This is a genomic window from Pseudomonas fluorescens, assembly GCF_001902145.1.
Taxonomy (GTDB): Bacteria; Pseudomonadota; Gammaproteobacteria; order Pseudomonadales; family Pseudomonadaceae; genus Aquipseudomonas; species Aquipseudomonas fluorescens_BV.
This window is the reverse complement of record NZ_MRST01000024.1, coordinates 423411-450279: the sequence shown is the minus strand read 5'-3', so window position 1 is coordinate 450279 and position 26869 is coordinate 423411. Positions and strand designations below refer to the sequence as shown.

Here is a 26869-nt window from a genome sequence, read left to right as displayed (position 1 = left end):
AGCGCAAGTGAACCGGCCCACGCCAGTAAAAACCGATAACTTCTTCCTGCTGATCTTCCGCGCACTGCGTCACCGCCGTGTACCGATCGCATTACGCATCGCCAGCCATAACGTGATCCTGGTCGCTCTGGCCCTGGTGATCTACGCCTGCGTGATGGGTTTGCAGTTCAAGCAGGCCATGCACGAGCAAGCTGACGCCCTGGGCGCGAGCCTGACAACCCAGACTGCCACTTCGGCGACTGAGTTGCTGGTGTCCAACGACATCCTCAGCCTCAACGTGCTGCTTAACAACCTGACCAAGAACCCGCTGGTGGCCCACGCCGCTATCTATAGCGTGGACAACCGGATCATGGCCGAAGCCGGGCAACGCCCGAAGAATGGCCTGTTGGGTGAAGCCGAGGGTCTGTACCAGAGCAACATCACCTTTCAGGATGTGAAGGCCGGCCAACTGCGTATCAGCCTCGACATGCAGCAGTTCCAGCAGCCAATGACCATCAGCCTGCAAAGCATGGGCATTTTGAGTGCGATCCTGCTGGCCCTGGCCCTGGCCTTGAGCCTGCGCCTGGGTCGGCATATCTCCACGCCGTTGATGCAACTGCGCATCTGGCTGCGGGATATCGACGAACACACCCCGGCCACCGATCGCCAGGACGAAATCGGCGACCTCGCGCGCCAGCTCCACGCCAGCTTTGCCCCGGAGCCAAAAGCGCCTGAGATCGAGCCCGAGCCTGAGTATGACGACACCGAGGATTACAGTAACGAGCCTGAGTTTGAAGTGCGCGACCTGCGCGACCCAGGCTTCGACGAAAGCGCCCCGGTGGCCGGCCTCAAGCCTGCGCCGCGCCATGTGATCAAGGCCGAGGAAGATGAACTGGACGACGAAGACCCGTTCGCCGACCTGCGCGACACCTCGGCAGTAGCACCGGTCGCCGCACCGAAACCGGTTGCGGTCAAGAACGCCGAGCCACAGCACAGTGCCGTACTCGCCGTGCAATTGGGTGCCCAGGAACAACTGCGCCGCCTGCCCCGTGCCCGCCTGACCGAACTGCTCGAACGCTACCGCGACTGCCTCGACCAGGCCGCTTCGCTCTACCAGAGCGAACTGCACACCCTGAACGATGGCAGCACGCTGATGCTGTTCCACAGCGAAGACAGCGGCGAGGACTACCTGACCAATGCCATCTGCTGCGGCGAGCTGTTGCGCGCCCTGGGCCATGCCCTGCAGATCGAAGTGGCCGACAGCGGCATTACCCTGCAACTGCAGTTGGGTCTAACCGTGGGTGACGACCTGTTTGGCATCAGCCAGATCGACCTGCTGCTGACCGAAATCGCCCAGGATGCTTTGGCCTTGTCTCAGCACAGCCGCAATCTGCTGCTGGTGGAGCGCAAGATCAGTGAAGATTCGCTGATCCGCCAACGCGCCCGTATCCGCCCGATTGCCAGCCCTGAAGGAGCCAGTTGTGTGGAGCGGTTGATGGAGCCGTATCCGTCGATGCTGGAGCGGCAGTTGGCGCGGATGCATGAGACCCGCAAGCCCTGAGGCTAAGGTTTTTTGTAGGAGCGAGCTTGCTCGCGAAAAACTCACAGACGCCGCGTTCATTCAGGAAGTACAGCCCAACAAAAAGGCCCGCTTATTCAGCGGGCCTTTTATTTGTGCGCCATTCAGATCAGAACCTGAACACTTCCAAGTCCGTACGAATCGGCGTGGCCATCGGCATCTTCGGTTTTTCCGGGGCCGCAGGCTTGGACTGGGCGGGGGCCTGTTTACGCGGCTGCGCTTCGGCAATCGGCGGCTGGTTGGCCAATGGTTTGAGCGCCACCGACAACTGCTGTGCCAAGTGCTGCAACAGCACACCCTGGGCCTGGACCTGGGACGCAGTGGTGCCGGCGTGTTCTTCCTGCAGGTGCACAATGCGGTTGTCCCGCACCTGCCCGCGACGGTCGATCAGGCGCCACTGTGCATCCAGGATCGCCGGTTGCGACTTGCCGGAATCCAGACGCGTAATGGTCAGCAGCACCTGTACATCCGGGGTGAACCCGGAGGGTCCCGGTGCCAGGACCACACGCTGGCTGTCTAACTGGCCGGCGACCTGACGCAACATCAACTGGTTGATATCCGACGACAGGCTACCGGCCCAACGACCATCTGTGGAACCTTGCAGGCTGCCGTCGTTCTGACGTTGAAGCAGGGTTTCGCGTTGCAGGTAATCGGCAACGACTACCGGCCCCAGCAATACTGCCATGCCAGCGGTTTGGGCTGGCTGAGCCGGACTTCCGCTGTCCAGCTGGTACAGCGACACCGGTTGATGTGTGCTGCAACCCGCCAACCCCAAAAGGCCAGCGAGCATCAAAAATAGAGGAAGGCGTGGAGCAGTCATCATCCCATCCAAGTGGCTGCCACAAGGCGAACCACAATGTAATACTAAAAATAACCTGAACACGCTCGGCCACGCCGGCGCTGGAAAGGCCATATCATCCGTGAATATGCGCCATGACTCCAGCGCGAAAGCATCGATCTACGCGTTAAATCGTAGATCGAGGCCTCTAGTACCGCTTAAACCGGTGTTTCGACCAGCAAGGCATCCACTCGCTGGAAGCCTCGTGGCAGTTTGTTACCTCGCCGGCCACGCTCACCCTTGTAGTGTTCAAGGTCGTCAGGGCGCAATGACAACGTGCGCTTGCCGGCCTGGAGCACCAGGGTAGAGCCTTCCGGGACCACGGCGATGTCAGTCACATACTCCTCGCGACTGGCCACGCGGTCACCGGGAATCCCGATAATCTTGTTGCCTTTACCCTTGCCCAATTGCGGCAAGTCGCTGATCTTGAACACCAGCAAGCGCCCTTCGGTGGTCACCGACGCCAGCCAGTTGCTTTCACGGTTATCCACCGGCCTTGGGAGGATCACCTTGGCATTGTTCGGCAGGCTCAACAGCGCCTTGCCCGCCTTGTTCTTGGCCTGCAGGTCTTCACCCTTGACCACGAAACCGTAACCGGCGTCGGAGGCGATGACATACAGCGAATCATCGTCCGGCAACAGCACGCACTCGAAATTCGCCCCCGGTGGTGGCGTGAGGCGCCCGGTCAGCGGCTCGCCCTGCCCCCGTGCAGACGGCAGGGTGTGGGCCGGCACCGAATAACTGCGCCCGGTCGAGTCGATAAACACCGCAAACTGATTGGAACGCCCGGCGGCGGCGGTCTTGAAGCCATCACCGGCTTTGTACGAAAGGCCGGTGGCGTCAATATCATGCCCTTTGGCGGAGCGAACCCAACCCTTTTCCGACAAAACGACGGTAATTTTCTCGTTGGGCAACAGCTCGGTTTCGGTCAGGGCCTTGGCTTCAGCACGCTCGACGATAGGCGAGCGACGGTCATCGCCATAGGTTTGCGCGTCTTTGATCAGCTCACTGCGCACCAGCTTCTTGAGCTTGGCTTCGCTGCCCAACAGGGCTTGCAGCTTGGCTTGCTCCTTGAGTAGTGCATCCTGCTCGTCGCGCAGCTTCATTTCTTCCAGGCGTGCCAACTGGCGCAAGCGAGTGTCGAGGATATAGTCAGCCTGGATTTCGCTCAGCTCGAAACGCGCGATCAGCTCGGCCTTCGGGTGCTCGGCGGTACGGATGATATGGATCACTTCATCCAGGTTGAGGTAGGCGATCAGCAAGCCATCCAACAGGTGCAGGCGGCGCTCGACCTTGTCGAGGCGGAATTGCAGGCGGCGGCGCACGGTCCGTACGCGGAACTCCAGCCATTCCACCAGTAGATTACGCAGGTTCTTCAGCTGCGGCTTGCCGTCCAGGCCGATGATGTTGACGTTGACCCGGTAGCTGGACTCCAGGTCGGTGCTGGCGAACAAGTGCTGCATCAGCACTTCGTGATCCACCCGGCTATTGGTCGGGATGATCACGATGCGGCACGGGTTCTCGTGGTCAGACTCGTCACGCAGGTCGGCCACTTGCGGCAATTTCGACGGCTTGGCCTGCATCAACGCGGCGATCTGCTCCAGCACCTTGGCACCCGATACCTGGTGCGGCAGCGCGGTCACAATAATGTCGCCGTCCTCGATGTGGTACACGGCGCGCATACGCACCGAGCCCTTGCCCGTTTCGTACATCTTCAGCAGGTCGGCGCGCGGCGTGATGATTTCTGCTTCGGTCGGGTAATCCGGGCCCTGGATATGCTCGCAGAGCTGCTCGACCGTAGCCTTGGGCTCATCGAGCAAGCGCACGCAAGCGGTGGCGACTTCGCGCAGGTTGTGCGGCGGCACGTCGGTGGCCATGCCGACTGCAATACCGGTGGTGCCATTGAGCAGGATATTCGGCAAACGCGCCGGCAACACCAGGGGTTCGTCGAGGGTGCCGTCAAAGTTCGGCCCCCAGTCGGCAGTGCCCTGGCCCAGCTCGCTGAGCAGCACTTCGGAATAACGCGACAGCCGCGCCTCGGTGTAACGCATGGCGGCGAAGGATTTGGGGTCATCCGGTGCACCCCAGTTACCCTGGCCGTCCACCAGGGTATAGCGGTAGCTGAACGGCTGGGCCATCAGCACCATGGCTTCATAGCACGCCGAATCGCCGTGGGGGTGGAACTTACCGAGCACGTCACCGACGGTACGCGCCGATTTCTTGTGCTTGGAATCGGCGTCCAGGCCCAACTCACTCATGGCATAGATGATGCGCCGTTGCACGGGCTTCAGGCCGTCGCCGATATGCGGCAAGGCACGGTCCATGATCACGTACATGGAGTAGTTGAGGTAGGCATTTTCGGTGAATTCAGCCAGCGACCGGCGTTCTACGCCATCTAAGCTGTCTGCGAGGATGTCACTCATGCGGGCCTCATCATGGGGTAAGGCACAGCGGAACTGCCGCTGCGCTGATTCAATTCAAAAAAATCTCGACTCATGGCTGGGCACTCCAGCCGCTATCCGGAGCGGCAAAACGATAGACCATCGGACGTTTTTCACCATCTGCACGCGGGCCAAAATTGTTGTCGATCCCGACCCAGGCACCGTCGGCATCCACCAACAGGGCCTCAGCCAGGCCATACGACTGTGGGTAACGTCGCTGTGGCGTCAGGGTTTCGTCGGCAAACGACCAGCACAGCTCAACCTTGGCCGTGAGCGGGTCGCGCCGGCAGATCTGGAACGCATTGCGCTCCAGGGTAAACAGCTTGCCGTTGAACAGCGACAAGTCGGCAAAGTCCTTGGACACGGCCTTGGCGTTGGGGAACTGCGCCGGTTGCACTTCCTGGCCGGCCTCGCTCAACAATACACAACGACCATCGCAATCCCATACGCTCTGCCCACGCTTGATAGAGACCAGGCCACGGCGTTCGCGCTCGGCAGCCAGCCAGATCTGATTGCCTTCAAGGTTTACCGCAAGGCCCTCGAACAAGGCATTAAAGTGCAGCAACATGCCACTGGCCCTGGCTTCGCGCACCATGCCCGGCGCGATTTTCAACCACTCCGGCGCGCCCGTCGCGGGCACCTGCAACACCGCGGCATGGGCTTCGCTGACAATGTAGCGGTTGCCTGCGGCATCACAGCTGATGCCTTCAAAGTCCAGGTCGCCGCCACGTATGAACGAAGCGGCCTTGGTGCGCGAACGCAAGCCCCAAGGCAGGCCGGACTCGGGCACGGGCGGCACGTCGATCTTCAGCGCTTGCGCGCTCCACGTCGGCGCACGGGTATCCAGGCGGTAGATCTGGTCGTCATCGCGGTCCGAAACCGTCCACAGCTCGTTGCCACACAACGCCAGGCCCGACAGGTTCCCACCGCGCATGCCGTCAACCGGGTGTTCCGAGACCAGCTTGAGCTCTGCCACGCCGGCTGCGGCCACCTGGGTGACCGCCAGCGTGCTCAACATCAGGATCGCCAGGGCGAAGCCTGTGCGCATCAGCCCAGAACCTCGGCCAGGTTGCCTTTGGATTCAAGCCAGGTCTTGCGGTCGCCAGCACGTTTCTTCGCCAGCAGCATGTCCATCATTTCCGAGGTGGCGGCGAAGTCTTCCAGGGTCAACTGCACCAGGCGCCGGGTGTTCGGGTCCATGGTGGTTTCGCGCAGTTGCGGCGGGTTCATTTCACCCAGGCCCTTGAATCGCGTGACCTGTGGCTTGCCGCGCTTCTTCTCGGCCACCAGGCGGTCGAGGATACCATCGCGCTCGGCTTCGTCCAGGGCGTAGAAAATTTCCTTGCCCAGGTCGATGCGGTACAGCGGCGGCATGGCGACGTAGACGTGACCGGCATCCACCAACGGGCGGAAATGCTGGACGAACAACGCGCACAGCAAGGTGGCGATGTGCAGGCCGTCGGAGTCGGCGTCGGCGAGGATGCAGATCTTGCCGTAGCGCAACTGGCTCATGTCCGCCGCACCCGGGTCGACCCCGATGGCCACGGCGATGTTGTGCACTTCCTGGCTGGCGAGCACTTCGCTGCCATCGACTTCCCAGGTGTTGAGGATCTTGCCGCGCAGCGGCAGGATCGCCTGGAACTCCTTGTCCCGCGCTTGCTTGGCGGAACCGCCGGCGGAGTCACCTTCGACCAGGAACAGCTCGGAACGCATCGGGTCTTGCCCGGCGCAATCGGCCAGTTTGCCCGGCAGTGCCGGGCCCTGAGTGATGCGCTTGCGCTCGACCTTCTTGCTCGCCTTCAAGCGCCGGCCGGCGTTGTTGATCGCCAGCTCCGCCAGGGCCAGGCCCAGCTCGGGATGCTCGTTGAGCCACAGGCTGAACGCGTCCTTGACCACACCAGAGACAAACGCCGACGCTTCACGGGACGACAAGCGCTCCTTGGTCTGGCCCGAGAATTGCGGCTCCTGCATCTTCATCGACAGCACGAACGCGATACGCTCCCACACGTCTTCCGGCGCCAGCTTGACGCCGCGCGGCAGCAGGCTGCGGTATTCGCAGAACTCACGCATGGCATCCAGCAAGCCTTGGCGCAAACCGTTGACGTGGGTGCCGCCCTGGGCCGTGGGGATCAGGTTGACGTAGCTTTCCTGCACGCTGTCGCCACCTTCGGGCAACCACAGCAGCGCCCAGTCCACCGCTTCTTTATTACCCGACAGGCTGCCGCAGAACGGCTCGTTGGGCAGGCGTTCGAAGTCGCTGACCGAGTCTTCCAGGTAGGAGCGCAGACCGTCTTCGTAGTGCCACTCGACCTTCTCGCCGGTGCCTTTGTCTTCAAAGCTGACCAGCAGCCCCGGGCACAACACAGCCTTGGCCTTGAGCACGTGCTTGAGGCGGCTGATGGAGAATTTGGGCGAATCGAAATACTTGGGGTCCGGCGCAAAGTACACGCTGGTGCCGGTGTTGCGCTTGCCAACGGTGCCGATCACTTCCAGGTCGGTGGCTTTGTAGCCATCGGCGAAAGTCATCTGGTACTCGTTGCCATCGCGCTTGACCTTGACCCGCACCAGGGTCGACAGCGCGTTGACCACGGAAATACCCACGCCGTGCAAACCGCCGGAGAACTGGTAGTTCTTGTTGGAGAACTTGCCGCCGGCATGGAGCTTGGTAAGGATCAGCTCGACGCCCGGCACACCCTCTTCGGGGTGTATGTCCACCGGCATGCCACGACCATCGTCGGACACTTCCAGGGAATGGTCGGCGTGAAGGATGACTTGCACCGACTTGGCGTGCCCGGCCAAGGCTTCGTCGACGCTGTTGTCGATGACTTCCTGGGCAAGGTGGTTCGGCCGACTGGTGTCGGTGTACATGCCGGGGCGTTTGCGCACCGGGTCGAGGCCCGAGAGGACTTCGATGGCGTCGGCGTTATAAGAGCTAGCGCTGGGAGTGGCCATGGGGTCTCGTCGTGAGTCGTTCGATTAAAAAGTGACCTGCGATTTTCTACAGTGACGAAAAATCGAAGGATTGAAACTGATCTGCGCCAATACCGGCAAAGCACAACAGTGCCGGCAATTGCTGGGCGAACCCCTGGTAGCCATGGTCGCCACCGGCCTGGATGCGCAAGGCACAGGCCCGGTAATACTGTTGGGCCAGGCGATAATCCAGGGTTTCGTCCCCGGTCTGCAACCACACCTGATAACGCGCGGCATCCCGGGGAGCCGGTACTTCCAGCTCGGCCAGCGCCGTGACGTGGTCCTGTGTCAATTCCCAGGTCTCATCGGTGTAGAGGTTCTTCTGGGTGCCCAGGTAACCGTCGAACATCCGATGGGGACTGACCGCCGGGTTGACCAGCAGCGCCTTGAGGCCATGGCGTTCGGCAAGATGGGTTGCATAGTAGCCGCCGAGTGAGCTTCCGACCAGCAGTGGCCGGCCCAGTTGCGCAATCGCTTGCTCCAATTGAAGAATCGCCTGACGAGGGTGGTGATGCAGCGCCGGTACGCGTAACTGGTCGGACAGGCCAAGGGTGCCCATCACGGTGGTCAACTGGCTGGCCTTGTTGGAAGCCGGCGCACTGTTGAAACCGTGGATATACAGGATCGAAGCGGACATGCCGGGCTCTCCGTGCTTGGGCCAAAGAGGCGCAGTTTACAGGGAATGCAGGCAGAAGCGGACCCAATGTGGGAGCTGGCTTGCCTGCGATGGCGGCGATTCAGTCAACGAGTCAGCGCCAGGTACACCGCCATCGCAGGCAAGCCAGCTCCCACCCTTTGATCAGTGTTTGCAGGTCTTAATAGCCGTTGCTGCCGTAATCGACGGTGAATGCGAAGCCCACCAAACGCTCCACCCCCGTTTCCAACCGTCCGTCGCCATGCAAGCGCAACCAGCGATAACCCGGCGCCTGCTCGCTGACCTGGAAATCCTCACTCCCCGGCGCAAACTGGATACAGGTGGACGGCGAAGCCAGCAGTCGCACACCGTTGCGGTCGCCGTCGATCTCCTGATGCACATGGCCCCAGAGCAATGCCTTGGTCTGCGGGAAGCGCTCAAGCACGGCAAACAGTGCCTCGGGGTTGCGCAGGCCGATCGGCTCCATCCACGCACACCCAATGGGCACCGGATGATGGTGGAAACACACCAGGTGATGGCGGTCCGGCGCTTCGCTCAAGGCCTGCGCCAGCCGTTGCAGTTGCTCGTCTTGCAAGTAGCCCGGCACCGACCCGGGTACCGCCGAATCCAGCAGGGTGATACGCCAGTTGCCGATATCCACCACCGGTTCGAGCAAATCACTGTGCATGGCAGCCTGGGCCATGACCTGCGGTTCGTCGTGGTTGCCGGGAATCCAGCGCGCCGGGGCGCCAAGGGGAGCGGTCAAATCGCGAAACTGCTGATAGGACGCCAGCGTGCCGTCCTGAGACAAGTCGCCGGTCGCCAGTATCAGGTCGATGGCTGGCTGTTGCGCGCGCACCAGCTCGACCACCCGCTGCAGGCTTTCACGGGTGTTCATGCCCAGCAGCGTGGCGTGAGCGTCGGCAAACAGATGGCTGTCGGACAACTGCACCAGCAACACGGCATCAGGATTCACGGCGGATACGCTCGGCAAGGCGCTCTCCCTGGCAACTACAGGAATGGACATTTGGCGCGATTATGCTGGGACAGGACACAAAGAGGAAACCTAAGGAAGCAGACGCAGTTCACATCTACCGCACCACTTCAAACTCATGGCCCAAGGCCAGGCAGTGGCTGAGCCATTCGCCGAGGAACACATTGAGCTGTGCTTTCTCATCGGGCTGGTGCATGAACACATTCGGGTAAGGATAGATGCTGCGAAAGCGTCGCGCGTGCTCGGCGCTGATCACTTCGGCCATACGGGCGTCGTGGTACACCTGTACCTCCAATTGCGGTACCGGCAACCACGGCAGGCTGTGCTCCTGGCGTACCCGCAGTGTGGTGGTGTATGGGCAGGTGAGAATGACTTCCAGGGTCAGCACGCCAAGCATCTGGTCTCCATGGGTCACGGCGATTCGCCGCGCCTGGGGGGTGTGACGCATGTCCGGGAGCAGGCGCATCAGCCGCGCATAGTTGGCCTCGCAGGCCGCTTGCAGCCCGATCAGGTCAACTCGATAACGTTCCCGTGCCTTTACTGCCATAACCCCCTCACTTCCGCGCGATTAAGCGCAAGCCATTGCAGGGCGATAATGCTGGCTGCGTTGGAAATCTTGCCATCGCGCACCGCCTGCAAGGCATCTTCGAAGGCCCAGGCGGTGACGCGGATATCTTCTGCTTCTTCTTCCAATCCATGGATGCCACCCGCGCCCGAGCTGTCGCATCGGCCCAGGTACAGGTGGACAAATTCGGTACTGCCGCCCGGCGACGGGAAATACTTGGTGATCGGCCACAGCGCGGAGAATGTCAGCCCAGCTTCCTCTTCGGCCTCGCGGTGTGCAACCTCCTCGGGTTGCTCATCCTTGTCAATCAGGCCGGCGACCATCTCCACCAGCCAGGGGTTATCGGCGCGGCCCATGGCGCCGACGCGGAACTGTTCGATCAGCACCACCTCATCGCGCAGCGGGTCGTAGGGCAGCACGCACACGGCGTCATGACGCACGAACACTTCGCGGTTGATCACTCGGCTCATGCCACCGTCGAATTTCTCATGGCGCAGTTGCACGCGATCGAGCTTGTAGAAGCCTTTATAGGCATTGTCACGCTGAACTATCTCGATCTTGTTCGGCGTCGACTTCGCGATGTCCGTCATGGTGTCCCTCGTTAAGCTCGTGCAATGGGCGCCATCCTAACGCGCCGACGCTCGTTGATGCAGCCCCTTTCCGGTTGCCGGGAGAGGCGGCGAGCGTCAAACTCGCTGCAATCAGTTTAGTGGCGAACTGGCGGCCACGTTGGCAGTCCAAGCGCTACTCTTTTCGCTTTCCATCGATTTACGAAGGACACACATGTCGCTTTTAAAAATCGCCTCCGTGGCCTGTATTGCCTTGACCCTGGGTGCTTGCCAGAGCCTGTTCCAACCCGCCTATCTCAAGCCGCTGGACGTTACCACCGACAAATCGGAGCAGATCAAGCCCGGCTGTGAGAGCCCAGCCTGCCCGCTGGTGAACATCGACACCGTGCATTTCCCCAGCGAGCCACAACTCGACAGCCTGGTGGAACAGCGTTTGCTGCAAATGACCCGCACCACGCCTGGCGCCAGCGTACCGGCGAGCCTGAACGCCTACCGGAACACCTTCCTGCGTGAGTCGCCGGACCGCCACGGCATGTACTTGCAAGCCAAGGTACGTGACCAGCATGACGGACTGGTGATCGTTGAAGTATCCAGTTACCTGGACACCGGCATCGCCCACGGCGAGCCAGGCCGCGGGTTTATCAATTATTCACGGATTCTGCACAAGGAACTGACCCTGGCCGACATGCTGCTGCCCGGCCAGGAGCAGGCCTTCTGGAATACCGCGAAAGTTGCCCACAACAGTTGGTTGATCAGCACCAAGATGGACCGCGATCCGGAGTTCGTGAAGAGCTGGCCATTCCAGAAAACCCCGAACGTGGCCCTGACCAGCGGCGGTGTGGTGCTCAAGTACAACGTCAGCACTATCGCCCCTTACGCACAGGGACTGATCGAAATCACCCTCCCCTATACGCGCCTCACCGGCGTGATCAAGCCTGAACTGGTGCCGGCACGCCGCTAACAGTCGGGTATCGCAACGGGGTGATCTCTGAAAGGTAGTTGTTGTTTAGGCGATCGCCTTCGCGAGCAAGCCCGCTCCCACAGTTGGAATGCATTCCAATTGTGGGAGCGGGCTTGCTCGCGAAGAGGCCAGTAAAGGCGCCGACGATCCCGGATCAGACCTTCTTGTAGAGCTGGCTACCTTCCTGCTTGAACCGCTCAGCCTGCTCGGCCAAACCCTTGGCCACATCCACATCCACCGCATCAATGCGCTGGTTGGCCGCGTACTCACGCACTTCCTGGGTGATTTTCATCGAGCAGAACTTAGGCCCGCACATCGAACAGAAATGCGCGACCTTGGCCGAGTCCTTCGGCAGGGTTTCATCGTGGTACGAACGTGCGGTATCCGGATCCAGGCCGAGGTTGAACTGGTCTTCCCAGCGGAATTCGAAACGCGCCTTGCTCAAGGCGTTATCGCGAATCTGCGCGCCAGGGTGGCCTTTGGCGAGGTCGGCCGCGTGGGCCGCGATCTTGTAGGTGATGATCCCGGTCTTCACGTCATCCTTGTTCGGCAGGCCCAGGTGTTCCTTGGGCGTGACGTAGCAGAGCATGGCGCAACCGAACCAGCCGATCATTGCCGCGCCGATACCCGACGTGATGTGGTCGTAGCCCGGCGCGATGTCAGTGGTCAGTGGGCCGAGGGTATAGAACGGCGCCTCGTCGCAGCATTCCAGTTGCTTGTCCATGTTCTCCTTGATCAGCTGCATCGGCACGTGGCCAGGGCCTTCGATCATGGTTTGCACGTCGTGCTTCCAGGCGATCTTGGTCAGTTCGCCAAGGGTCTCCAGTTCGCCGAATTGCGCAGCGTCGTTGGCATCGGCAATCGAACCCGGGCGCAAACCATCGCCAAGGGAGAAGCTGACGTCATAGGCCTTCATGATTTCGCAGATTTCGTCGAAATGCGTGTAGGTGAAGTTCTCTTTGTGGTGGGCCAGGCACCACTTGGCCATGATCGAACCGCCACGGGAGACGATGCCGGTCACGCGCTTGGCAGTCAGCGGCACGTAACGCAGCAATACCCCTGCGTGGATGGTGAAGTAGTCGACGCCCTGCTCGGCCTGTTCGATCAAGGTGTCGCGGAACAGCTCCCAGGTCAGGTCTTCGGCTGCCCCCCCGACTTTTTCCAGGGCCTGGTAGATCGGCACGGTACCGATTGGCACTGGCGAGTTGCGGATAATCCACTCGCGGGTTTCGTGGATGTGCTTGCCGGTGGACAGGTCCATCACCGTGTCCGAGCCCCAGCGAATACCCCAGGTGAGTTTCGCCACTTCTTCTTCGATGGACGAACCCAGGGCGCTGTTGCCAATGTTGCCGTTGATCTTCACCAGGAAGTTACGGCCGATGATCATCGGTTCCAGCTCGGTGTGGTTGATGTTGGCCGGGATGATCGCGCGCCCCCGGGCGATTTCTTCGCGCACGAATTCAGGCGTGATGATTTTCGGCACGCTGGCACCGAAGCTATGACCGGCGTGCTGCTGGTCCAGCAGGCCACTGGCACGGGCTTCTTCAAGCTTCATGTTTTCGCGGATGGCGACGTATTCCATCTCGGCCGTGATGATGCCTTTGCGCGCGTAATGCATTTGCGTGACGTTGGCACCGGCCTTGGCGCGGCGCGGGTTCTTCACATGGGCAAAACGCAGGGCGGTCAGCTCGGCATCGCTCAAGCGTTGCTGGCCGAAATGCGACGTGAGGCCGGGCAGACGCTCGGTGTCGCCGCGTACTTCGATCCACGGCGAGCGCACATCGGCCAGGCCTTTGCGCACGTCGATAATCACATTCGGGTCGGTGTAGGGGCCTGAGGTGTCGTAGACGGTGACCGGCGCGTTGATTTCACCGCCGAAATCGGTGGGCGTCACGTCCAGGCTGATCTCGCGCATCGGCACGCGAATATCCGGGCGGGAGCCCTGCACGTAGATTTTCTGCGAGCGGGTAAACGGCTGCACGGAGCCGGAATCGACCTTGGCCGATTCACTCAGGTGCACGGTATTTTTTAGTTTTGTACTCATCACGGGCTCTCCAACTTATCCAGGCGGTGGATTTTTGTCGGAGCGAACCTGTGACGGACGGACGCACTGGAACCAGTGCTGTGCTTGGCGCACGAGGGCTGTTCGATTGTCGAACAACATCCCGGACGAAGCACAAGAGGACTCGCCGGGTGACGAGAAATCTTGTTCCCTACGCAGGCGCTAACCTGATCAGGTTCAACGGGATCCGGTATTTACCGATCTCAGCCTTCCAACAAGGCACCCCGACAAGAACGCGGCCAGTCTAGACCATGGCGTGGGCAAATTGCCAATAGCGGTGCATTCAGCGTGATGAATGGCGTGATCGTGGGATTGTTGTGTGAAGGTCCGGCCACTACACTCGGGCACGGCCTCAAGGCTTGACGCCAGGCATGGCCAGCCTTAGCCTTGGGCGCTAAATTATCATCGTAATATTCATACTAGGGATCGCCTCATGCTGCGCAAACTCTCACTGGCTGTTGCCGTGTCTTGTGCGACCAACGGACTGGTCTGGGCAGCTGAAGCGCCCTTGTCCGCCAATACCGACCTGGTCAGCGTCTATCAGGAAGCGGCGAACAACAACGCCGACCTGGCCGCTGCCCGTGCCCAGTACGGCGCGCAAAAAGAAGTGGTGCCCCAGGCCCGCGCAGGCTTGCTGCCGAACCTGTCGGCCGGTGCCGACAGCAACAACGTACGCACCCAGATCGACCAACCGGCCGCCACGGCCAACCGTGATGCCCATTCCTGGCGGGCCACCCTGAGCCAGCCGCTGTTTCGCGCCGACCGCTGGTTCCAGCTGCAAGCCGCCCAAGCGGTCAACGAGCAAGCCTCGCTGCAACTGTCGGCCTCCGAGCAGAACCTGATTTTGCAAAGTGCCGAAAGCTACTTCGCCGTGCTGCGCGCCCAGGACAACCTGGCGTCGACCAAAGCCGAAGAAAATGCCTTCAAGCGCCAGCTCGACCAGTCCAACGAACGCTTCGATGTGGGCCTGTCGGACAAGACCGATGTGCTGCAATCCCAGGCAAGCTACGACACTGCCCGAGCCAACCGCATCCTGGCCCAGCGCCAGGTGGACGACGCTTTCGAAGCGCTGATCACCCTCACCAACCGCCAGTACAACTCGATCCAGGGTATCGTCCACACGCTGCCGGTGCTGCCGCCGGCGCCGAACGACGCCAAGGCCTGGGTCGAAACTGCCGGGCGCCAGAACCTCAACCTGCTGGCCAGCAATTACGCGGTAACCGCCGCCGAAGAGACCCTCCGGCAGCGCAAGGCCGGCCACTTACCGACGCTCGATGCTGTGGCGCAGTACGAAAAAGGCGACAACGACGCCCTGGGCTTCAGCAACCCGAATCAGTTGCCCATCCCGTACGGCGGCGATGTGTCGCAACGCACCGTCGGCCTGCGGTTGAACATTCCGATCTATAGCGGCGGCCTCACCAGTTCGCAAGTGCGCGAATCCTATTCGCGCCTCGACCAGACCGAGCAACAGCGCGAAGGCCTGCGCCGCCAGGTGGTGGAAAACACCCGCAACCTGCACCGCGCAGTCAACACCGATGTGGAGCAGGTGCAAGCCCGCCGCCAGTCGATCATCTCCAACCAGAGCGCGGTGGAAGCCACGGAAATCGGCTATCAGGTGGGCACGCGCAACATCGTCGACGTGCTGGACTCACAGCGCCAGCTGTACGCGTCGGTGCGCAACTACAACAACAGCCGCTACGACTACATCCTCGACAACCTGCGCTTGAAGCAGGCGGCGGGCACGCTCAACCCAGGGGATTTGCAGGATCTGGCGCGCTATCTCAAGGCTGACTACAACCCGGACAAGGACTTCCTGCCGCCGGACCTGGCCAAAGCCGCCGCCGAACAGCTCAAGGCCCGCCCCGGCTATTAAAATGTGGGAGCTGGCTTGCCTCTGTAGGAGCGAGCTTGCTCGCGAAAAACTTACAGGCGCCGCGTTCATTCAGCAAACACGCGTTATCGTTGACGTTTTTCGCGAGCAAGCTCGCTCCTACATTGGGTTGGTGTTGTCAGTGTTTGATCAGTCTGTCCAAGCCATCCAGTAAACGCTTTAACGCGCCCTGATTGGCCTGCATCACCTTGAGCCCCGCCTGCGCCATCTTGCGCGCGTCCTGGGGCAATTCGAACAACTGTTGCACCGCCTCCGCCAGCCCATCGGCATCGTCCACCTCTCGCAACGCCCCAGCATCGCGCATCATCGCGGTGATGTCGAGGAAGTTGAAGACATGCGGCCCCATGATCACCGGCTTACCCAGCGCCGCCGGCTCCAGCGGGTTGTGCCCACCCGTCGGCACCAGGCTGCCGCCGACGAATGCGCTGTCGGCCAGGGCGTAAAGAAACAGCAATTCGCCCATGGTGTCGCCAAGCAGCACCGAGGTTTGCTCGGTGACCGGCTCACCGCTGGAGCGACGCACGGTGGCAAACCCTTGCTGCACGCAGCGCTCAAACGTCGGGCCAAAGCGCTCCTGATGACGGGGCACCAGAATCAGCAGTGCATTGGGATAGTTCGCCAGCAACTGGCGATGAGCTGCCAGCACCACGTCGTCTTCACCTTCGTGGGTACTGGCGGCGATCCAGACCGGGCGTTCGCTGGCGCCCCATTGTTCACGTAGGGCGGTGGCGCGGGCCGTCAACTGGGGGTCGATGCTCAGATCGAACTTGATCGAGCCGGTTACTTCCACGGTTTCAGGGCGTGCGCCCAGACTACGCAAGCGTTCGGCCTCGGTCTCGGTCTGTACGGCGAACAAGCTCATTTCTGCCAGCATCGGCGCCGTCAGCTTGGCAAATCGCGCGTACCCCTTGGCCGAACGCGCCGACAGCCGCGCATTGGCCAGCGCCACCGGGATACCGCGCTGGGCGCAGGCATGGATATGGTTGGGCCACAGCTCGGTTTCCATGATCACCGCCAGCGTAGGCTGCACGCGGTTCAAAAAACGCTTGGCGGCGCAGGGCAAGTCGTACGGCAAATAGCAGTGCTGGATGCGCGGTTCGTTGGCGAACAACGCCTGGATCCGCTCGGAACCGGTGGGCGTCATGCAGGTGACGGTAATCGGCAGCTGTGGATAACGCTCCAACAAGCCGCGAACCATCGGGGCGGCGGCAATGCTTTCGCCGACCGACACCGCGTGCACCCAGATCCCGCCGGGCCGCATCACCGGCAAGCCATAGGAAAACCGCTCGCCCACACGCTTGGCATAGGCCGGCGCCTTGCGCGCACGCAACCACAAGCGTAAGGCCACCAACGGCAGCGCCAGGTAAAACAGACAGCTGTAGAGAGTTCTATTCATGGCGGCGGAGTTTATCGGCTTTTTCAGTCGATCGCCTGCAAGCACTCGGCAAAACGTTTGGCCAAGAAGCGAGCGGCGGGCCCAAGGTGTTCGTCGCGGCGCCACACCAGTTCCACCACGAGGGCGGGCGGCGTCCATTCGCTGGTCAATTCGACCATCTGTTGCTGGTAGGTCGGGTATTGCACGATATGCCGAGGCAGCCAGGCCCAGCCCAGGCCACTCATCAGCCACTCGGCCAATACGTAGAAGCTGTCGGCGCGCCACACCAGGGGGCTGGCCGCCTCGCTGCCGGGGTAGACACTGGTCTGGGTCGACATCAGCAACTGCCGAAACTGGGCCAGGTGTTGGCACGTCACGTAATCCTTCTTGGCCAAGGGGTGGTTCACACCGCACACCGTGACCATTTCCACGCTGCCCACCACCCGTCGCTCCAGGGCTTCGGGAATCTGGTCGTGATAGAACAACAGCCCCAGGTCCGCCTTGCGCTCCACCAGTTTGCGTGCCACATCGCCCTGGGCCGCGCTGGACAACTGCACCTCCAGCAGCGGGTATTGCACGGCCAGCGCCTCCAGGCTATCGAGCACAGGCTGGAACAACATCGCCTCATCCTGGGCCAGGCGCAGACAGGCTTCCTCGCCCCGGGTCAACGATAAGGCCCGGCCCGTGAGGCGCTCACACTGGCGCAGCACCTCACGCGCTTCCTCCAGCAACACACTGCCGGCCTCGGTCAGGCGCGGTTGCCGGCCGCTGCTACGTTCGAACAGGACAACGCCCAAGTCCGCCTCCAGCAGGGCAATGCCATTGCTGACCGCCGATTGCGCCTTGCGCTGCCCACGAGCCACGGCAGAAAACGAACGCTGCTCGGCGACGCTGACAAACAGGCGCATCTGCTCCAGATCCCATTGCACGCTCATGGCTCAACCCATCTCAATTCCAGATAGGTAATGACTTTACCCCATCTGGCAGCCGGCTAGAATGCCGACCACTGTAGGAGCGAGCTTGCTCGCGAAGAACTCACAGGCGCCGCGTTTATTCAGCAAGCGCGGGTTATCGTTGACGTTCTTCGCGAGCAAGCTCGCTCCTACAGTTCTTGAAACCACACCGAGGACTTGCCCATGAATGCCGCCTACTATTACTTGGCCATCGCCATCTGCTCGGAAGTGATCGCCACCGTTTCCATGAAAGCCATCAAGGGTTGGAGCACACCTATTCCTCTGTTGTTGGTGATCGTCGGTTATGGCGTGGCGTTCTGGATGCTGACTCTGGTGGTGCGCACTGTGCCGGTCGGCGTGGCCTATGCCGTATGGGCGGGGATGGGCATTGTGATGGTCAGCATCGCGGCGCTGTTCATCTATGGGCAGAAGCTGGATGTGCCGGCGATGCTGGGGATGGGCCTGATTGTGCTGGGCGTGGTGGTGATTCAGCTGTTCTCGAAAACCGCCGGGCACTGACCGCCACTCAACAGCCTGTATACTGCGCCTCTTGTCTTGAACACTGAGGTCGCCGATGCCATCCGTTATTTCCACCGACGTTCTGATTGTCGGCGCCGGGGTTGCCGGCCTCTGGCTCAATGCGCGCCTGCGCGGCCAGGGGTTTTCCACGGTACTGGTGGAAAGCGCCACCCTGGGCGGCGGGCAAAGCCTGAAGTCCCAGGGGATCATTCACGGCGGTGCGAAATACGCCCTGCATGGCGCCCTCACTGGCGCCTCCGAAGCCATTGCCGACATGCCACGCCGCTGGCGTGAAGCCCTGGCCGGCAACGGCGAGCTGGACCTGTCCGGTGTGCGCGTGCTGTCACAGGCGCATTACTTGTGGTCGCCCGGAACGATTGCCGGCAACCTCACCAGCTTTTTCGCCAGCAAGGCCGTGCGTGGCCGCGTCGATCAGGTCAAGGGCGACGAACTGCCCCTGGCGCTGCAGGACCGTCGCTTCAAAGGCAAGGTCTATCGCCTGGCCGAGCTGGTGGTGGACGTGCCCAGCCTGATCAACCGCCTGGCGCAATTGGCCGGTGACGGTCTGCTCGCCGGTCAGCACATCGAACCGTTGCTGGAGGGTGACAGCCTGGTGGGCTTGAGGGTCGATGGCCGTGAGATCCGCGCCCAGCGCATAGTCTTGAGCGCTGGCGGCGGCACGGCAGACTTGCTCGCCGCCCTGGGCCATAGCCAGCCGGCTATGCAAAAACGCCCGCTGCACATGATCATCGCCAAAGGCCCCGGCCTCAAGCCGCTGTACGCCCACTGCCTGGGCGGTGGCACCAAGCCACGGATTACCGTGACCACCCACCCGGCCGCGGATGGCAACTGGGTGTGGTACATGGGCGGCGATATCGCCGAGGCTGACGGCGTGGCACGTACGCCTGAAGAACAGATCGCCACCGCGCAGAAAGAGCTGGCGCAACTGCTGCCCTGGATCGACATGAGCCAGACCCAGTGGGCCACCCTGCGGGTGGATCGCGCCGAGCCGCTGCAAACGGGGCTGAGCCGTCCCGATAACGCTTTCCTCGCCGAAGACGGCCGCCTGCTGGTCGGCTGGCCAACCAAACTGGCCCTCGCGCCGGACTTCGCCGACCGTGTCCTCCACGCCCTGGATCGCGACGGCATCCGCCCAGGCACCAGCACCCCTCTGCCCGACCTGCCAACCCCGGCAATCGGCCAACCCGCCTGGGAGCAGCTGTTGCCATGAGCCTGCCAACCCTGCACGACCTGCATCGCCCCCTGGGCAGCACCGGCCTGCTGGTATCGCCCCTGGGCCTGGGCACCGTCAAGTTGGGCCGCGACCAAGGGGTGAAATACCCCAACGGCTTTCAGATCCCTGGCGACGACGAGGCACGCATGTTGTTGCGCCAGGCCCGCGAACTGGGTATCAACCTGATCGACACCGCGCCGGCCTATGGCATGAGCGAAGAGCGCCTGGGGCCGCTGCTGCGTGGTCAGCGCAAGGACTGGGTCATCGTCAGCAAGGTTGGCGAGGAGTTTTCCAATGGCGTGTCCCATCACGACTTCAGCGCGGCCCATACACGGATGTCGATCGAACGCAGCCTGAAACGACTTGAAACGGATTTTATCGACCTGGTGCTGGTGCATTCCGATGGCAACGACTTGCATATCCTCAACGATTGCGAGGTTTACCAGACCCTGGCGCAGTTGAAGAAAGACGGCAAGATTCGCGGTTTCGGCTTCTCCGGCAAAACCGTCGAGGGCGGCGTGAAGGCGCTGGACCAGGGCGATTGCGCGATGGTCACCTACAACCTCAATGAACAGGCTGAGAAAGCCGTGATCGACTATGCAGCCGCCCATGGCAAGGGCATCCTGGTGAAAAAGGCCCTGGCCAGCGGCCACGTGTGCCTGGAATCGGGAATGGATCCAATTCAGGCCAGTTTCACCTTGTTGTTTGCGCAAACGGGCGTTGCCAGTGCTATTGTCGGGACCATTAATCCGCTGCACCTGGCCCACAACGTAGCAACTGCTGCCCGGGTCATTCGTCAACTCTGATGCCGCCCACGCGGCCGACCCCGTCGCAAGAAGGAGCCGACATGCCGCGAACGCTCATAAGAAAGAACCCCAGCAACTTCAAGACACTGCCGCTGCACGTCGAAGCCACCCCCGAAGGCTTGAGCTACCAGAGCGTCGGCATGCCGCTCAACTTCGCCCAGACCCTGCAACGGCGCAAGCCGGTCGAGGTGCCAGATGCCGAGCGCTTCGCCCTGGAACTGGCGAACCTCGGCGTCTCGGTACGCCTGACCCTGCACTGGCAAAACAAGGATTACTGGGTGCTGGTGCGCCAACGCCGCCAGGACCGTGGCGACGTGGTGCTCAAGCTGATCTCCGGCTACGTCCCGGCCCATGAACTGAACCTGCCGCTGCACACCGCCATCCAGGAAATCGCCGAGGAATGCCTGCTCGAAACCCCTGAAGGCTGGCTCGGCGGGCGCTTTAACGATACCTGGCTGCCTGCGCCCTACTCCGCCGCCCTGCATTACCGCGAGGCCCTGCCGTTTCGCCTCAGCCCGTTGTCCGGTGCCGCTCGTCCGGTACGTTGCGCCACCACCCAATTGATCGAGCGCCCACGGGCCTACGTTCACTTGCCCACTGCATCGCTGCAATTGATTTATGACCTGCGCCTGGAAGTGCCGAAGGAAGCCAAGTCCCTCAGCTTGTTTCATGTGGATGAACGTTTGGAGGGTGACCAGCTGGTGGCGCGCCTGGATCGCCAGCGTCCGGACCTGTACTTGATGCCACTGAAAGACGGCGAACCGCTTGCGCAGCTGTATACCGTCAAGAAGGATCAGCTGTACCCGGCCAGCACACGCGGCTTGTACCTGGCGGAAAGTTTTGCCCAGCAAGAGGGCTGGCTGGTGCGCGATGAGCGCATTCGCTGGAAGGATTGGCTCAGGCAGCAAGGCCTGGCAGAACCGGAAAAAGACTCCAAGTTCAAGCGCTTGACCGGCAAGGCGCGGCAGATGCTGCGCAAGATCGTGCCGAAGAAAATCTAGGGGCGAGCTGGCTCGCCCCACGGGGTATCACTCGTTGTTGCGGATCTTCTCGACAATCGCAGTGGTGGAGCTGTTTTCAACCAACCCCAGCACTTTGACCGTGCCGCCATAGGCACTGACGATGTCCGCACCGACTACCTGGTCGACGGTGTAATCACCGCCCTTGACCAGCACGTCGGGCTTGACCTGGGCCAGCAGGTTTTCCGGGGTGCCTTCGCAGAAGCTGATCACCCAGTCCACCGCGCCCAAGCCCGCGAGTACCGCCATGCGCCGGTCAACACTGTTGATCGGGCGGCCAGGGCCTTTCAAGCGACTGACCGACGCATCATCGTTGACCGCGACGATCAAGCGATCGCCTTGGGCGCTTGCCTGTTCCAGGTACGTCACGTGCCCGGCGTGCAGGATGTCAAAGCAACCGTTGGTGAACACAATGCTTTCGTTGTGGGCGCGGGCATCGTCAATCGCCAGCAGCAATTGCTCCAGGCCCAGCACACCGCGCTCCGAGCCTTCGGAACGCTGGATCGCACGGCGCAACTCAGGTGCGCTGATGGCGGCAGTACCCAGCTTGCCCACCACAATGCCCGCCGCCAGGTTGGCCAAGGCCACGGCATGGGGCAGTTCCTCACCGGCGGCAATGGAGGCTGCCAGAGTGGAAATTACCGTGTCACCGGCACCGGTGACGTCAAACACTTCACGGGCACGCGCCGGCAGGTGCATGGCTGGGTGGCCTGGACGCAACAGGGTCATGCCGTGCTCGCCACGGGTCACCAGCAAGGCGCCCAGGTCCAGATCACTCATCAGCGCCGCGCCCTTGCTCACCAGTTCGTGCTCATCGGCACACCCGCCGACGATAGTCTCGAACTCGCTGAGGTTGGGCGTGAGCAGGCTGGCACCTCGATAAATCGAGAAATCCTTGCCCTTGGGATCGGCCAGCACCGGAATGTTGCGGGCCTTGGCGGCCTGGATCAATACTTGGTGATTCTGCAAGGCGCCTTTGCCGTAGTCGGACAACACCAGCACCTTGATACCGTCGAGCAGCGCGTCGACCTGGTCGCCGAGGGCCAGGGCGTCGGTGGCGAAGGGTTCTTCGAAATCGATACGCAGCAACTGCTGGTGACGGCTCATGACCCGCAGCTTGACGATCGTCGGCTGATGGGCGATGCGCTGGAACAACGCACGCACGCCGGCCCCCTGCAGGCTGTTGGCCAGGCTTTCGGCCGCTTCGTCGTCACCGGTCACACCCACCAGGGAGGCCGGGGCGCCGAGGGCGGCAATATTGAGCGCGACGTTGGCAGCGCCACCTGGGCGGTCTTCGATTTGCTCGACCTTGACGACCGGCACCGGAGCCTCAGGGGAAATCCGTGAGGTACCACCATGCCAGTAACGGTCGAGCATGACATCGCCGACCACCAAGACAGCGGCTTGATTGAATCGCGGCATGGACAACTTCATGGAGCAACCCACATACAAAATGAACAGGGGCGCGATATTAGCACAGGGTTTGCGATGGCTTGCGACCACCGCAGGGCAAATGTGGGAGGGGATTTGCTCTCTGTGGGAGCGAGCTTGCTCGCGAAAAACTCACAAGCGCCGCGTTTATTCAGGAAGCGCGGGTTATCGTTGAGGTTTTTCGCGAGCGAGCTCGCTCCTACATTTCATTTACCCCGTGACGCCGGTTGGATCAGGTGATATCAGCCTGCACCGGTGCATCCAGGCCCATGGCATGCAGGCGGGCGTAGTAACCGTTCTGCGCCAGCAACTCGCCGTGGGTGCCACGCTCGACAATCCGCCCGTCGTCCATCACCAGGATCAGATCGGCCTTCTCGATGGTGGACAAGCGGTGTGCGATCACCAGGGTCGTGCGGCCTTGCATGACCTTATCGAGTGCCGCCTGGATATGCCGCTCGGACTCGGTATCGAGGGCCGAGGTGGCCTCGTCGAGGATCAGCAACGGCGCGTTCTTAAGCAATGCACGGGCAATCGCCAAGCGCTGGCGCTGGCCGCCGGACAACAGCACACCGTTCTCACCCACCTGGGTATCGAAGCCCTTGGGCAACTGATCGATGAAGTCCTTGGCATTGGCATCCGCCGCCGCCGCTTCCACATCGGCACGAGGTGCACCGGCCAGGTCGCCGTAGGCGATGTTGTTGGTCACAGTGTCGCTGAACAGGGTCACATGCTGGGTGACCTGGGCAATGTGTTTGCGCAGGTTGAGCAACTTGTAGTCTTCAATCTCGATGCCATCGAGCAGGATTTCACCGCTTTCATGATGGTAAAAGCGCGGGATCAGGCTGGCCAGGGTCGACTTGCCACTGCCCGAACGCCCCACCAGCGCAATCATCTGCCCAGGCTCGACGGTGAAGCTGATGTCCTTGAGCACATGGCGATCGGTGCCAGGGTAGGTGAAGTTCAGGTGACGCACTTCCAGGCGACCGCTGACCTTGTCGCGTTCGAGAGTGCCGTGGTCGACCTCAACGTCTTCGTCCAGCTGTTCAAAGATGCTTTCGGCGCCCGCCACACCTTTCTGGATGGTCGAGCTGACCTCCGAGAGCTGGCGGATCGGCTTGGGCAGCAAGCCCGCCAGGGTGATGTAGGCCACCATGTCACCCGCCGAGGCGTCGCCACGCAGGTACAGCACCAGGAACATCAGCACGGCCATGGCGGAGTAGATCACCAATTGCAGCGCCGGGGTGTAGATCGCCCCGGTGCGGGTCATGCGCAGTTGCTTGTTGGTGTTGCTCTGGCTGGCCTTGAAGAAGCGCTTCTGTTCGTAGACTTCCCCGCCGAAGCTGCGCACCACGCGGTAGCCCTGGATAGTCTCCGAGGCCACGTGGGTCACGTCGCCCATGGCTACCTGGATTTTCTTGCTCTGCTTGCGGAATTTCTTGCTGGCGGTACTGACCATCACGGCAATCAACGGCAGGATCGCGATCATTACCAACGTCAGGCGCCAGTTCATGTACAGCAAGGAGGCGAACAGAAAGATCACCGTCATGCCTTCGCGGATCACCACCTTGATAGCATCGGTCGCGGCACCCGTGACCATGGTCACGTTGAAGGTGATGCGGGAAATCAGATGCCCGGAGTTGTGATTATCGAAGTAGCGGTTGGGCAGCGTCAGCAGGTTGTTGAACAGTTGCACCCGCAAGTCGTGGACCAGACCCAGGGAGACCTTGGCCAACAGGTAGTTGCCCAGGAACGAACCAAGGCCTTGCCAGGCCGCGATCAGGATGATCAGCAGCGGCACTGCCTGCAGCAATTGCAGGTCGCGCAAAAAGGGCACGGTCGGGAACAGCACCGCTTGCGGATTGGAAAGACCGTCGACAAAGTACTTGAGGATGTAACCCAGCATCGGTTGGGTCGACGCGAAAATCAGAAATCCAAGGATACTCAACGCGAACAAGCCCATATAGGGCTTAACGTAACTGAGCAGGCGGAAGTATATTTTCAAGCTCGAAGGGCTTGCGCTCGGACTGGAGTCGGTCATATCACGCGGCGTTTTGAAAAAGGAGGCTGACTTTAGCACAGCTTCTCTGTTGTACTTGCACCCGGCGTAAGCCGCGGCCCGGTTGGATCCTACCGGCGACATTACTTAGCCACTAGCTTAAGATGGTCGGCTTTCTCTTTCTGGAATGGCTTTACTGTATGCACTCCAAGCGCCTTACCTATGGCTCAAATCGCGTTTTCGACTTCCTGGTCCTATGGATTTTGCCCGTTGGCTTGCTGCTGCTCCTGAGTGCACTGTTCTTTGTCGGCAATCGCAATGTACTGCACCGAATTGTCTACATCCTGTTCAGCGTACCAACCTTGTTTCTGTTGTGCATGCGCCCTCGGGAGTTCAAGGACCTGCTGCGCGAGCCCCTGGCGATCGCGTTCCTGGCGTTCTCCGCCTGGGCATTGACCAGTCTGCTCTGGAGTCCTGAACCCAGTTCCGATACCGACCTGTTCAAGCGGCCGTTGAATACCTTCATGCTGTTTGGTGGCTGCGCACTGCTGCTTCATTATCGCAACGAACTCTTCAAGCCAGTCTTCTTCAGCGCTGCGGTGATTGCGCTGGTGGTGAGCCTGGGTAATCTGGTCGCGTTCGCCAAGGGTTATTCGCCCGGCATGCGCATGATCGGCGGCCTGGGCGCCCTCGATAATCCGTTGCTCAGCTCGCACTTATTTGGCTTTTTCACGGTGTACTGGCTGTATGTCTGCATGACCACCCAGCGTCTCAACATACTGTGGTTCAGCGTGCCGGCCTTGGCAATCATGACCGCCGCGGTGCTGGCGACCGGCTCACGCACGCCGCTGGTGGCGTTGGGGCTGGCCATACTTTGGATGAGCTTTGTCAGCCGTAACCGCCGTGCGGCGCTACTTATCACCGGCATGGTCCTGGGCGCCGCCGGACTCCTGTTGTTCTTCCCCGAAATGATCACTGGACGCGGCAGTTCGTTCCGCATTGAGCTGTGGACTATGACATTGCAGCTTATTGCCGAGCACCCTTGGATTGGGCATAGCTACGATTCCGAGCTTTACCTAATGGTGGCGAATGACTACCAACTGCGCGAACCCCACAGCTTTGCCCTCGGCGTGCTCTATTACGTCGGCATCATCGGTTTCATCCCATGGGCCTTCATGCTCGGCTGGGGCCTGTATAAAGGCCTGCAGCAACGCGCACAGCCGCTGTTCATCCTGGCTTCTTCGCTGCTGGCTTACGGTATCGGCGCGGGCCTGACCGAAGGCGGCGGCATTCTGTCACGGCCCAAGGAACATTGGTTCCTGCTGTGGATTCCCCTGGCAATTATCACCGGCCTGAGCCTCGCCCAGCGCCATCGCAGCCTGCTGCGCATGCCAGTGCAGAACCTCAAGCCCGCCGTGTTTGAACAGCTGTGCAGCAACGCCCATGTGATTGAAGCCGATGGCCTGGGTCCCAAAGTCCTGCGCCTGGAGGACGGCAGTTTCCTCAAGCTGTTCCGCCCACGCCGCTGGTACACCTCCGGCAGCTTCAATCCGTACTCCGAGCGCTTTGCCAGCAACAGCGAGCAACTGCGCACCCTGGGCATTCCTACGCCGCACATCCTCGGGCTCTACCGCCTGAGCGACGCCAGCAGTGCAGTGAGCTACACGCCGTTGCCCGGCCTGACGTTGCGCCAAGCGCTGCAAAGCCTGGACAGCAGCCTGCGTGAATCACTGGTTGAGCGCTTTGGACGGTTCATGGCGCAACTGCACGAGCGCGGTGTGTACTTCCGCTCGCTGCACCTGGGTAACGTGTTGTTGATGGACGACGGTGAGTTCGCCCTGATCGACGTGGCTGACCTGCGCATCTACCCGTCTTCACTGCGTTACGCCTTGCGCCAACGTAACCTGCGCCACATGCAACGTTATCCTCAGGATCGCAACTGGCTGTTCGAAACGCACTTCGAACAACTGGTCAAGGGTTACGCCTCGGTGGCGAGCCCAGCCGCCACTGCAAAAATCCGCGAGCAGGTCCAGAGCCTGTAAACATCTGTAGG

General features: G+C 61.3%; 22 protein-coding genes and 1 riboswitch. Of the genes, 8 read left to right on the top strand and 14 right to left on the bottom strand.

What is annotated here, in order from left to right; genetic code table 11:
* The first annotated feature begins 7 nt into the window (after positions 1-7).
* Positions 8-1540, top strand: a complete 1533-nt coding sequence (locus BUE92_RS15970; RefSeq protein WP_073524871.1) for a HAMP domain-containing protein — start codon at positions 8-10, stop codon at positions 1538-1540.
* A gap of 127 nt (positions 1541-1667) precedes the next feature.
* Here BUE92_RS15970 and BUE92_RS15965 read toward each other — a convergent pair whose 3' ends face one another.
* From BUE92_RS15965 to BUE92_RS15930, 8 genes are all read right to left on the bottom strand, one after another.
* Positions 1668-2381, bottom strand: a complete 714-nt coding sequence (locus BUE92_RS15965; RefSeq protein ID WP_073524870.1) for a PqiC family protein — start codon at positions 2379-2381, stop codon at positions 1668-1670.
* A 173-nt stretch (positions 2382-2554) separates the two neighbouring features.
* The gene (gene parC / locus BUE92_RS15960) at positions 2555-4819 is read right to left on the bottom strand and encodes a DNA topoisomerase IV subunit A (RefSeq protein WP_073524869.1); all 2265 of its coding nucleotides are present in this window, start codon (positions 4817-4819) and stop codon (positions 2555-2557) included.
* A 70-nt stretch (positions 4820-4889) separates the two neighbouring features.
* Positions 4890-5885, bottom strand: coding sequence for an esterase-like activity of phytase family protein (locus tag BUE92_RS15955; protein ID WP_073524867.1), 996 nt, complete (start codon positions 5883-5885; stop codon positions 4890-4892).
* Positions 5885-7789, bottom strand: a complete 1905-nt coding sequence (parE, locus tag BUE92_RS15950) for a DNA topoisomerase IV subunit B (RefSeq protein ID WP_073524864.1) — start codon at positions 7787-7789, stop codon at positions 5885-5887. The genes BUE92_RS15955 and parE overlap by 1 nt, the downstream gene beginning before the upstream one ends.
* Before the next feature lie 46 nt (positions 7790-7835).
* On the bottom strand, positions 7836-8444 hold the full coding sequence (locus BUE92_RS15945; protein ID WP_073524862.1) for a YqiA/YcfP family alpha/beta fold hydrolase: 609 nt from the start codon (positions 8442-8444) through the stop codon (positions 7836-7838).
* A gap of 178 nt (positions 8445-8622) precedes the next feature.
* Positions 8623-9435 carry a 3',5'-cyclic-AMP phosphodiesterase gene (gene cpdA, locus BUE92_RS15940; RefSeq protein ID WP_073524859.1) on the bottom strand — a complete coding sequence of 271 codons (813 nt, stop codon included), beginning with the start codon at positions 9433-9435 and terminating at the stop codon, positions 8623-8625.
* A gap of 97 nt (positions 9436-9532) precedes the next feature.
* Positions 9533-9982: a DUF1249 domain-containing protein gene (locus tag BUE92_RS15935; RefSeq protein WP_073524857.1), complete on the bottom strand. Its 450-nt coding sequence runs from the start codon at positions 9980-9982 to the stop codon at positions 9533-9535.
* Positions 9973-10590, bottom strand: a complete 618-nt coding sequence (locus tag BUE92_RS15930; RefSeq protein WP_073524854.1) for an NUDIX domain-containing protein — start codon at positions 10588-10590, stop codon at positions 9973-9975. The genes BUE92_RS15935 and BUE92_RS15930 overlap by 10 nt, the downstream gene beginning before the upstream one ends.
* Before the next feature lie 193 nt (positions 10591-10783).
* Between BUE92_RS15930 and BUE92_RS15925 the strand changes: the two genes are divergently transcribed.
* Entirely contained in the window at positions 10784-11530 is a 747-nt protein-coding gene (locus BUE92_RS15925) for an RsiV family protein (protein ID WP_073524851.1), read from the top strand.
* Between the two features lie 154 nt (positions 11531-11684).
* Here the strand turns inward: BUE92_RS15925 and thiC are convergent, their stop codons facing one another.
* Entirely contained in the window at positions 11685-13574 is a 1890-nt protein-coding gene (thiC, locus tag BUE92_RS15920) for a phosphomethylpyrimidine synthase ThiC (protein ID WP_073524849.1), read from the bottom strand.
* Between the two features lie 149 nt (positions 13575-13723).
* Positions 13724-13829, bottom strand: a riboswitch (TPP riboswitch).
* A gap of 196 nt (positions 13830-14025) precedes the next feature.
* Between thiC and BUE92_RS15915 the strand changes: the two genes are divergently transcribed.
* A complete protein-coding gene (locus tag BUE92_RS15915; protein WP_032893875.1) occupies positions 14026-15465 on the top strand; it encodes a TolC family outer membrane protein in 1440 nt (479 codons plus the stop codon).
* 136 nt (positions 15466-15601) lie between these two features.
* Here BUE92_RS15915 and waaA read toward each other — a convergent pair whose 3' ends face one another.
* From waaA to BUE92_RS28935, 3 genes are read right to left on the bottom strand one after another with little or no spacing between them, the layout of a single operon-like run.
* Positions 15602-16879 carry a lipid IV(A) 3-deoxy-D-manno-octulosonic acid transferase gene (gene waaA, locus BUE92_RS15910; protein ID WP_073524847.1) on the bottom strand — a complete coding sequence of 426 codons (1278 nt, stop codon included), beginning with the start codon at positions 16877-16879 and terminating at the stop codon, positions 15602-15604.
* 23 nt (positions 16880-16902) lie between these two features.
* Positions 16903-17793: a LysR family transcriptional regulator gene (locus tag BUE92_RS15905; protein ID WP_073524844.1), complete on the bottom strand. Its 891-nt coding sequence runs from the start codon at positions 17791-17793 to the stop codon at positions 16903-16905.
* Positions 17794-17829: 36 nt separating this feature from the next.
* Positions 17830-17952 carry a hypothetical protein gene (locus BUE92_RS28935; protein ID WP_256673973.1) on the bottom strand — a complete coding sequence of 41 codons (123 nt, stop codon included), beginning with the start codon at positions 17950-17952 and terminating at the stop codon, positions 17830-17832.
* Between the two features lie 42 nt (positions 17953-17994).
* On the opposite strand from BUE92_RS28935, the gene BUE92_RS15900 reads away from it, so the two are divergent.
* From BUE92_RS15900 to BUE92_RS15885, 4 genes are read left to right on the top strand one after another with little or no spacing between them, the layout of a single operon-like run.
* Positions 17995-18330 carry a DMT family transporter gene (locus BUE92_RS15900; RefSeq protein WP_003188013.1) on the top strand — a complete coding sequence of 112 codons (336 nt, stop codon included), beginning with the start codon at positions 17995-17997 and terminating at the stop codon, positions 18328-18330.
* Between the two features lie 55 nt (positions 18331-18385).
* On the top strand, positions 18386-19561 hold the full coding sequence (locus tag BUE92_RS15895) for an NAD(P)/FAD-dependent oxidoreductase (protein ID WP_073524842.1): 1176 nt from the start codon (positions 18386-18388) through the stop codon (positions 19559-19561).
* On the top strand, positions 19558-20370 hold the full coding sequence (locus BUE92_RS15890) for an aldo/keto reductase (protein ID WP_073524839.1): 813 nt from the start codon (positions 19558-19560) through the stop codon (positions 20368-20370). The genes BUE92_RS15895 and BUE92_RS15890 overlap by 4 nt, the downstream gene beginning before the upstream one ends.
* A 41-nt stretch (positions 20371-20411) precedes the next feature.
* On the top strand, positions 20412-21371 hold the full coding sequence (locus BUE92_RS15885; RefSeq protein ID WP_073524836.1) for a metal ABC transporter ATPase: 960 nt from the start codon (positions 20412-20414) through the stop codon (positions 21369-21371).
* A gap of 27 nt (positions 21372-21398) precedes the next feature.
* Here BUE92_RS15885 and hldE read toward each other — a convergent pair whose 3' ends face one another.
* Positions 21399-22823, bottom strand: a complete 1425-nt coding sequence (gene hldE, locus BUE92_RS15880) for a bifunctional D-glycero-beta-D-manno-heptose-7-phosphate kinase/D-glycero-beta-D-manno-heptose 1-phosphate adenylyltransferase HldE (RefSeq protein WP_073525036.1) — start codon at positions 22821-22823, stop codon at positions 21399-21401.
* 229 nt (positions 22824-23052) lie between these two features.
* Positions 23053-24858, bottom strand: a complete 1806-nt coding sequence (msbA, locus tag BUE92_RS15870) for a lipid A export permease/ATP-binding protein MsbA (protein WP_073524832.1) — start codon at positions 24856-24858, stop codon at positions 23053-23055.
* Positions 24859-25016: 158 nt separating this feature from the next.
* Here msbA and BUE92_RS15865 point away from each other — a divergent pair, with 158 nt between their 5' ends.
* Positions 25017-26858, top strand: a complete 1842-nt coding sequence (locus BUE92_RS15865) for an O-antigen ligase family protein (RefSeq protein ID WP_073524831.1) — start codon at positions 25017-25019, stop codon at positions 26856-26858.
* Positions 26859-26869: the final 11 nt, after the last annotated feature.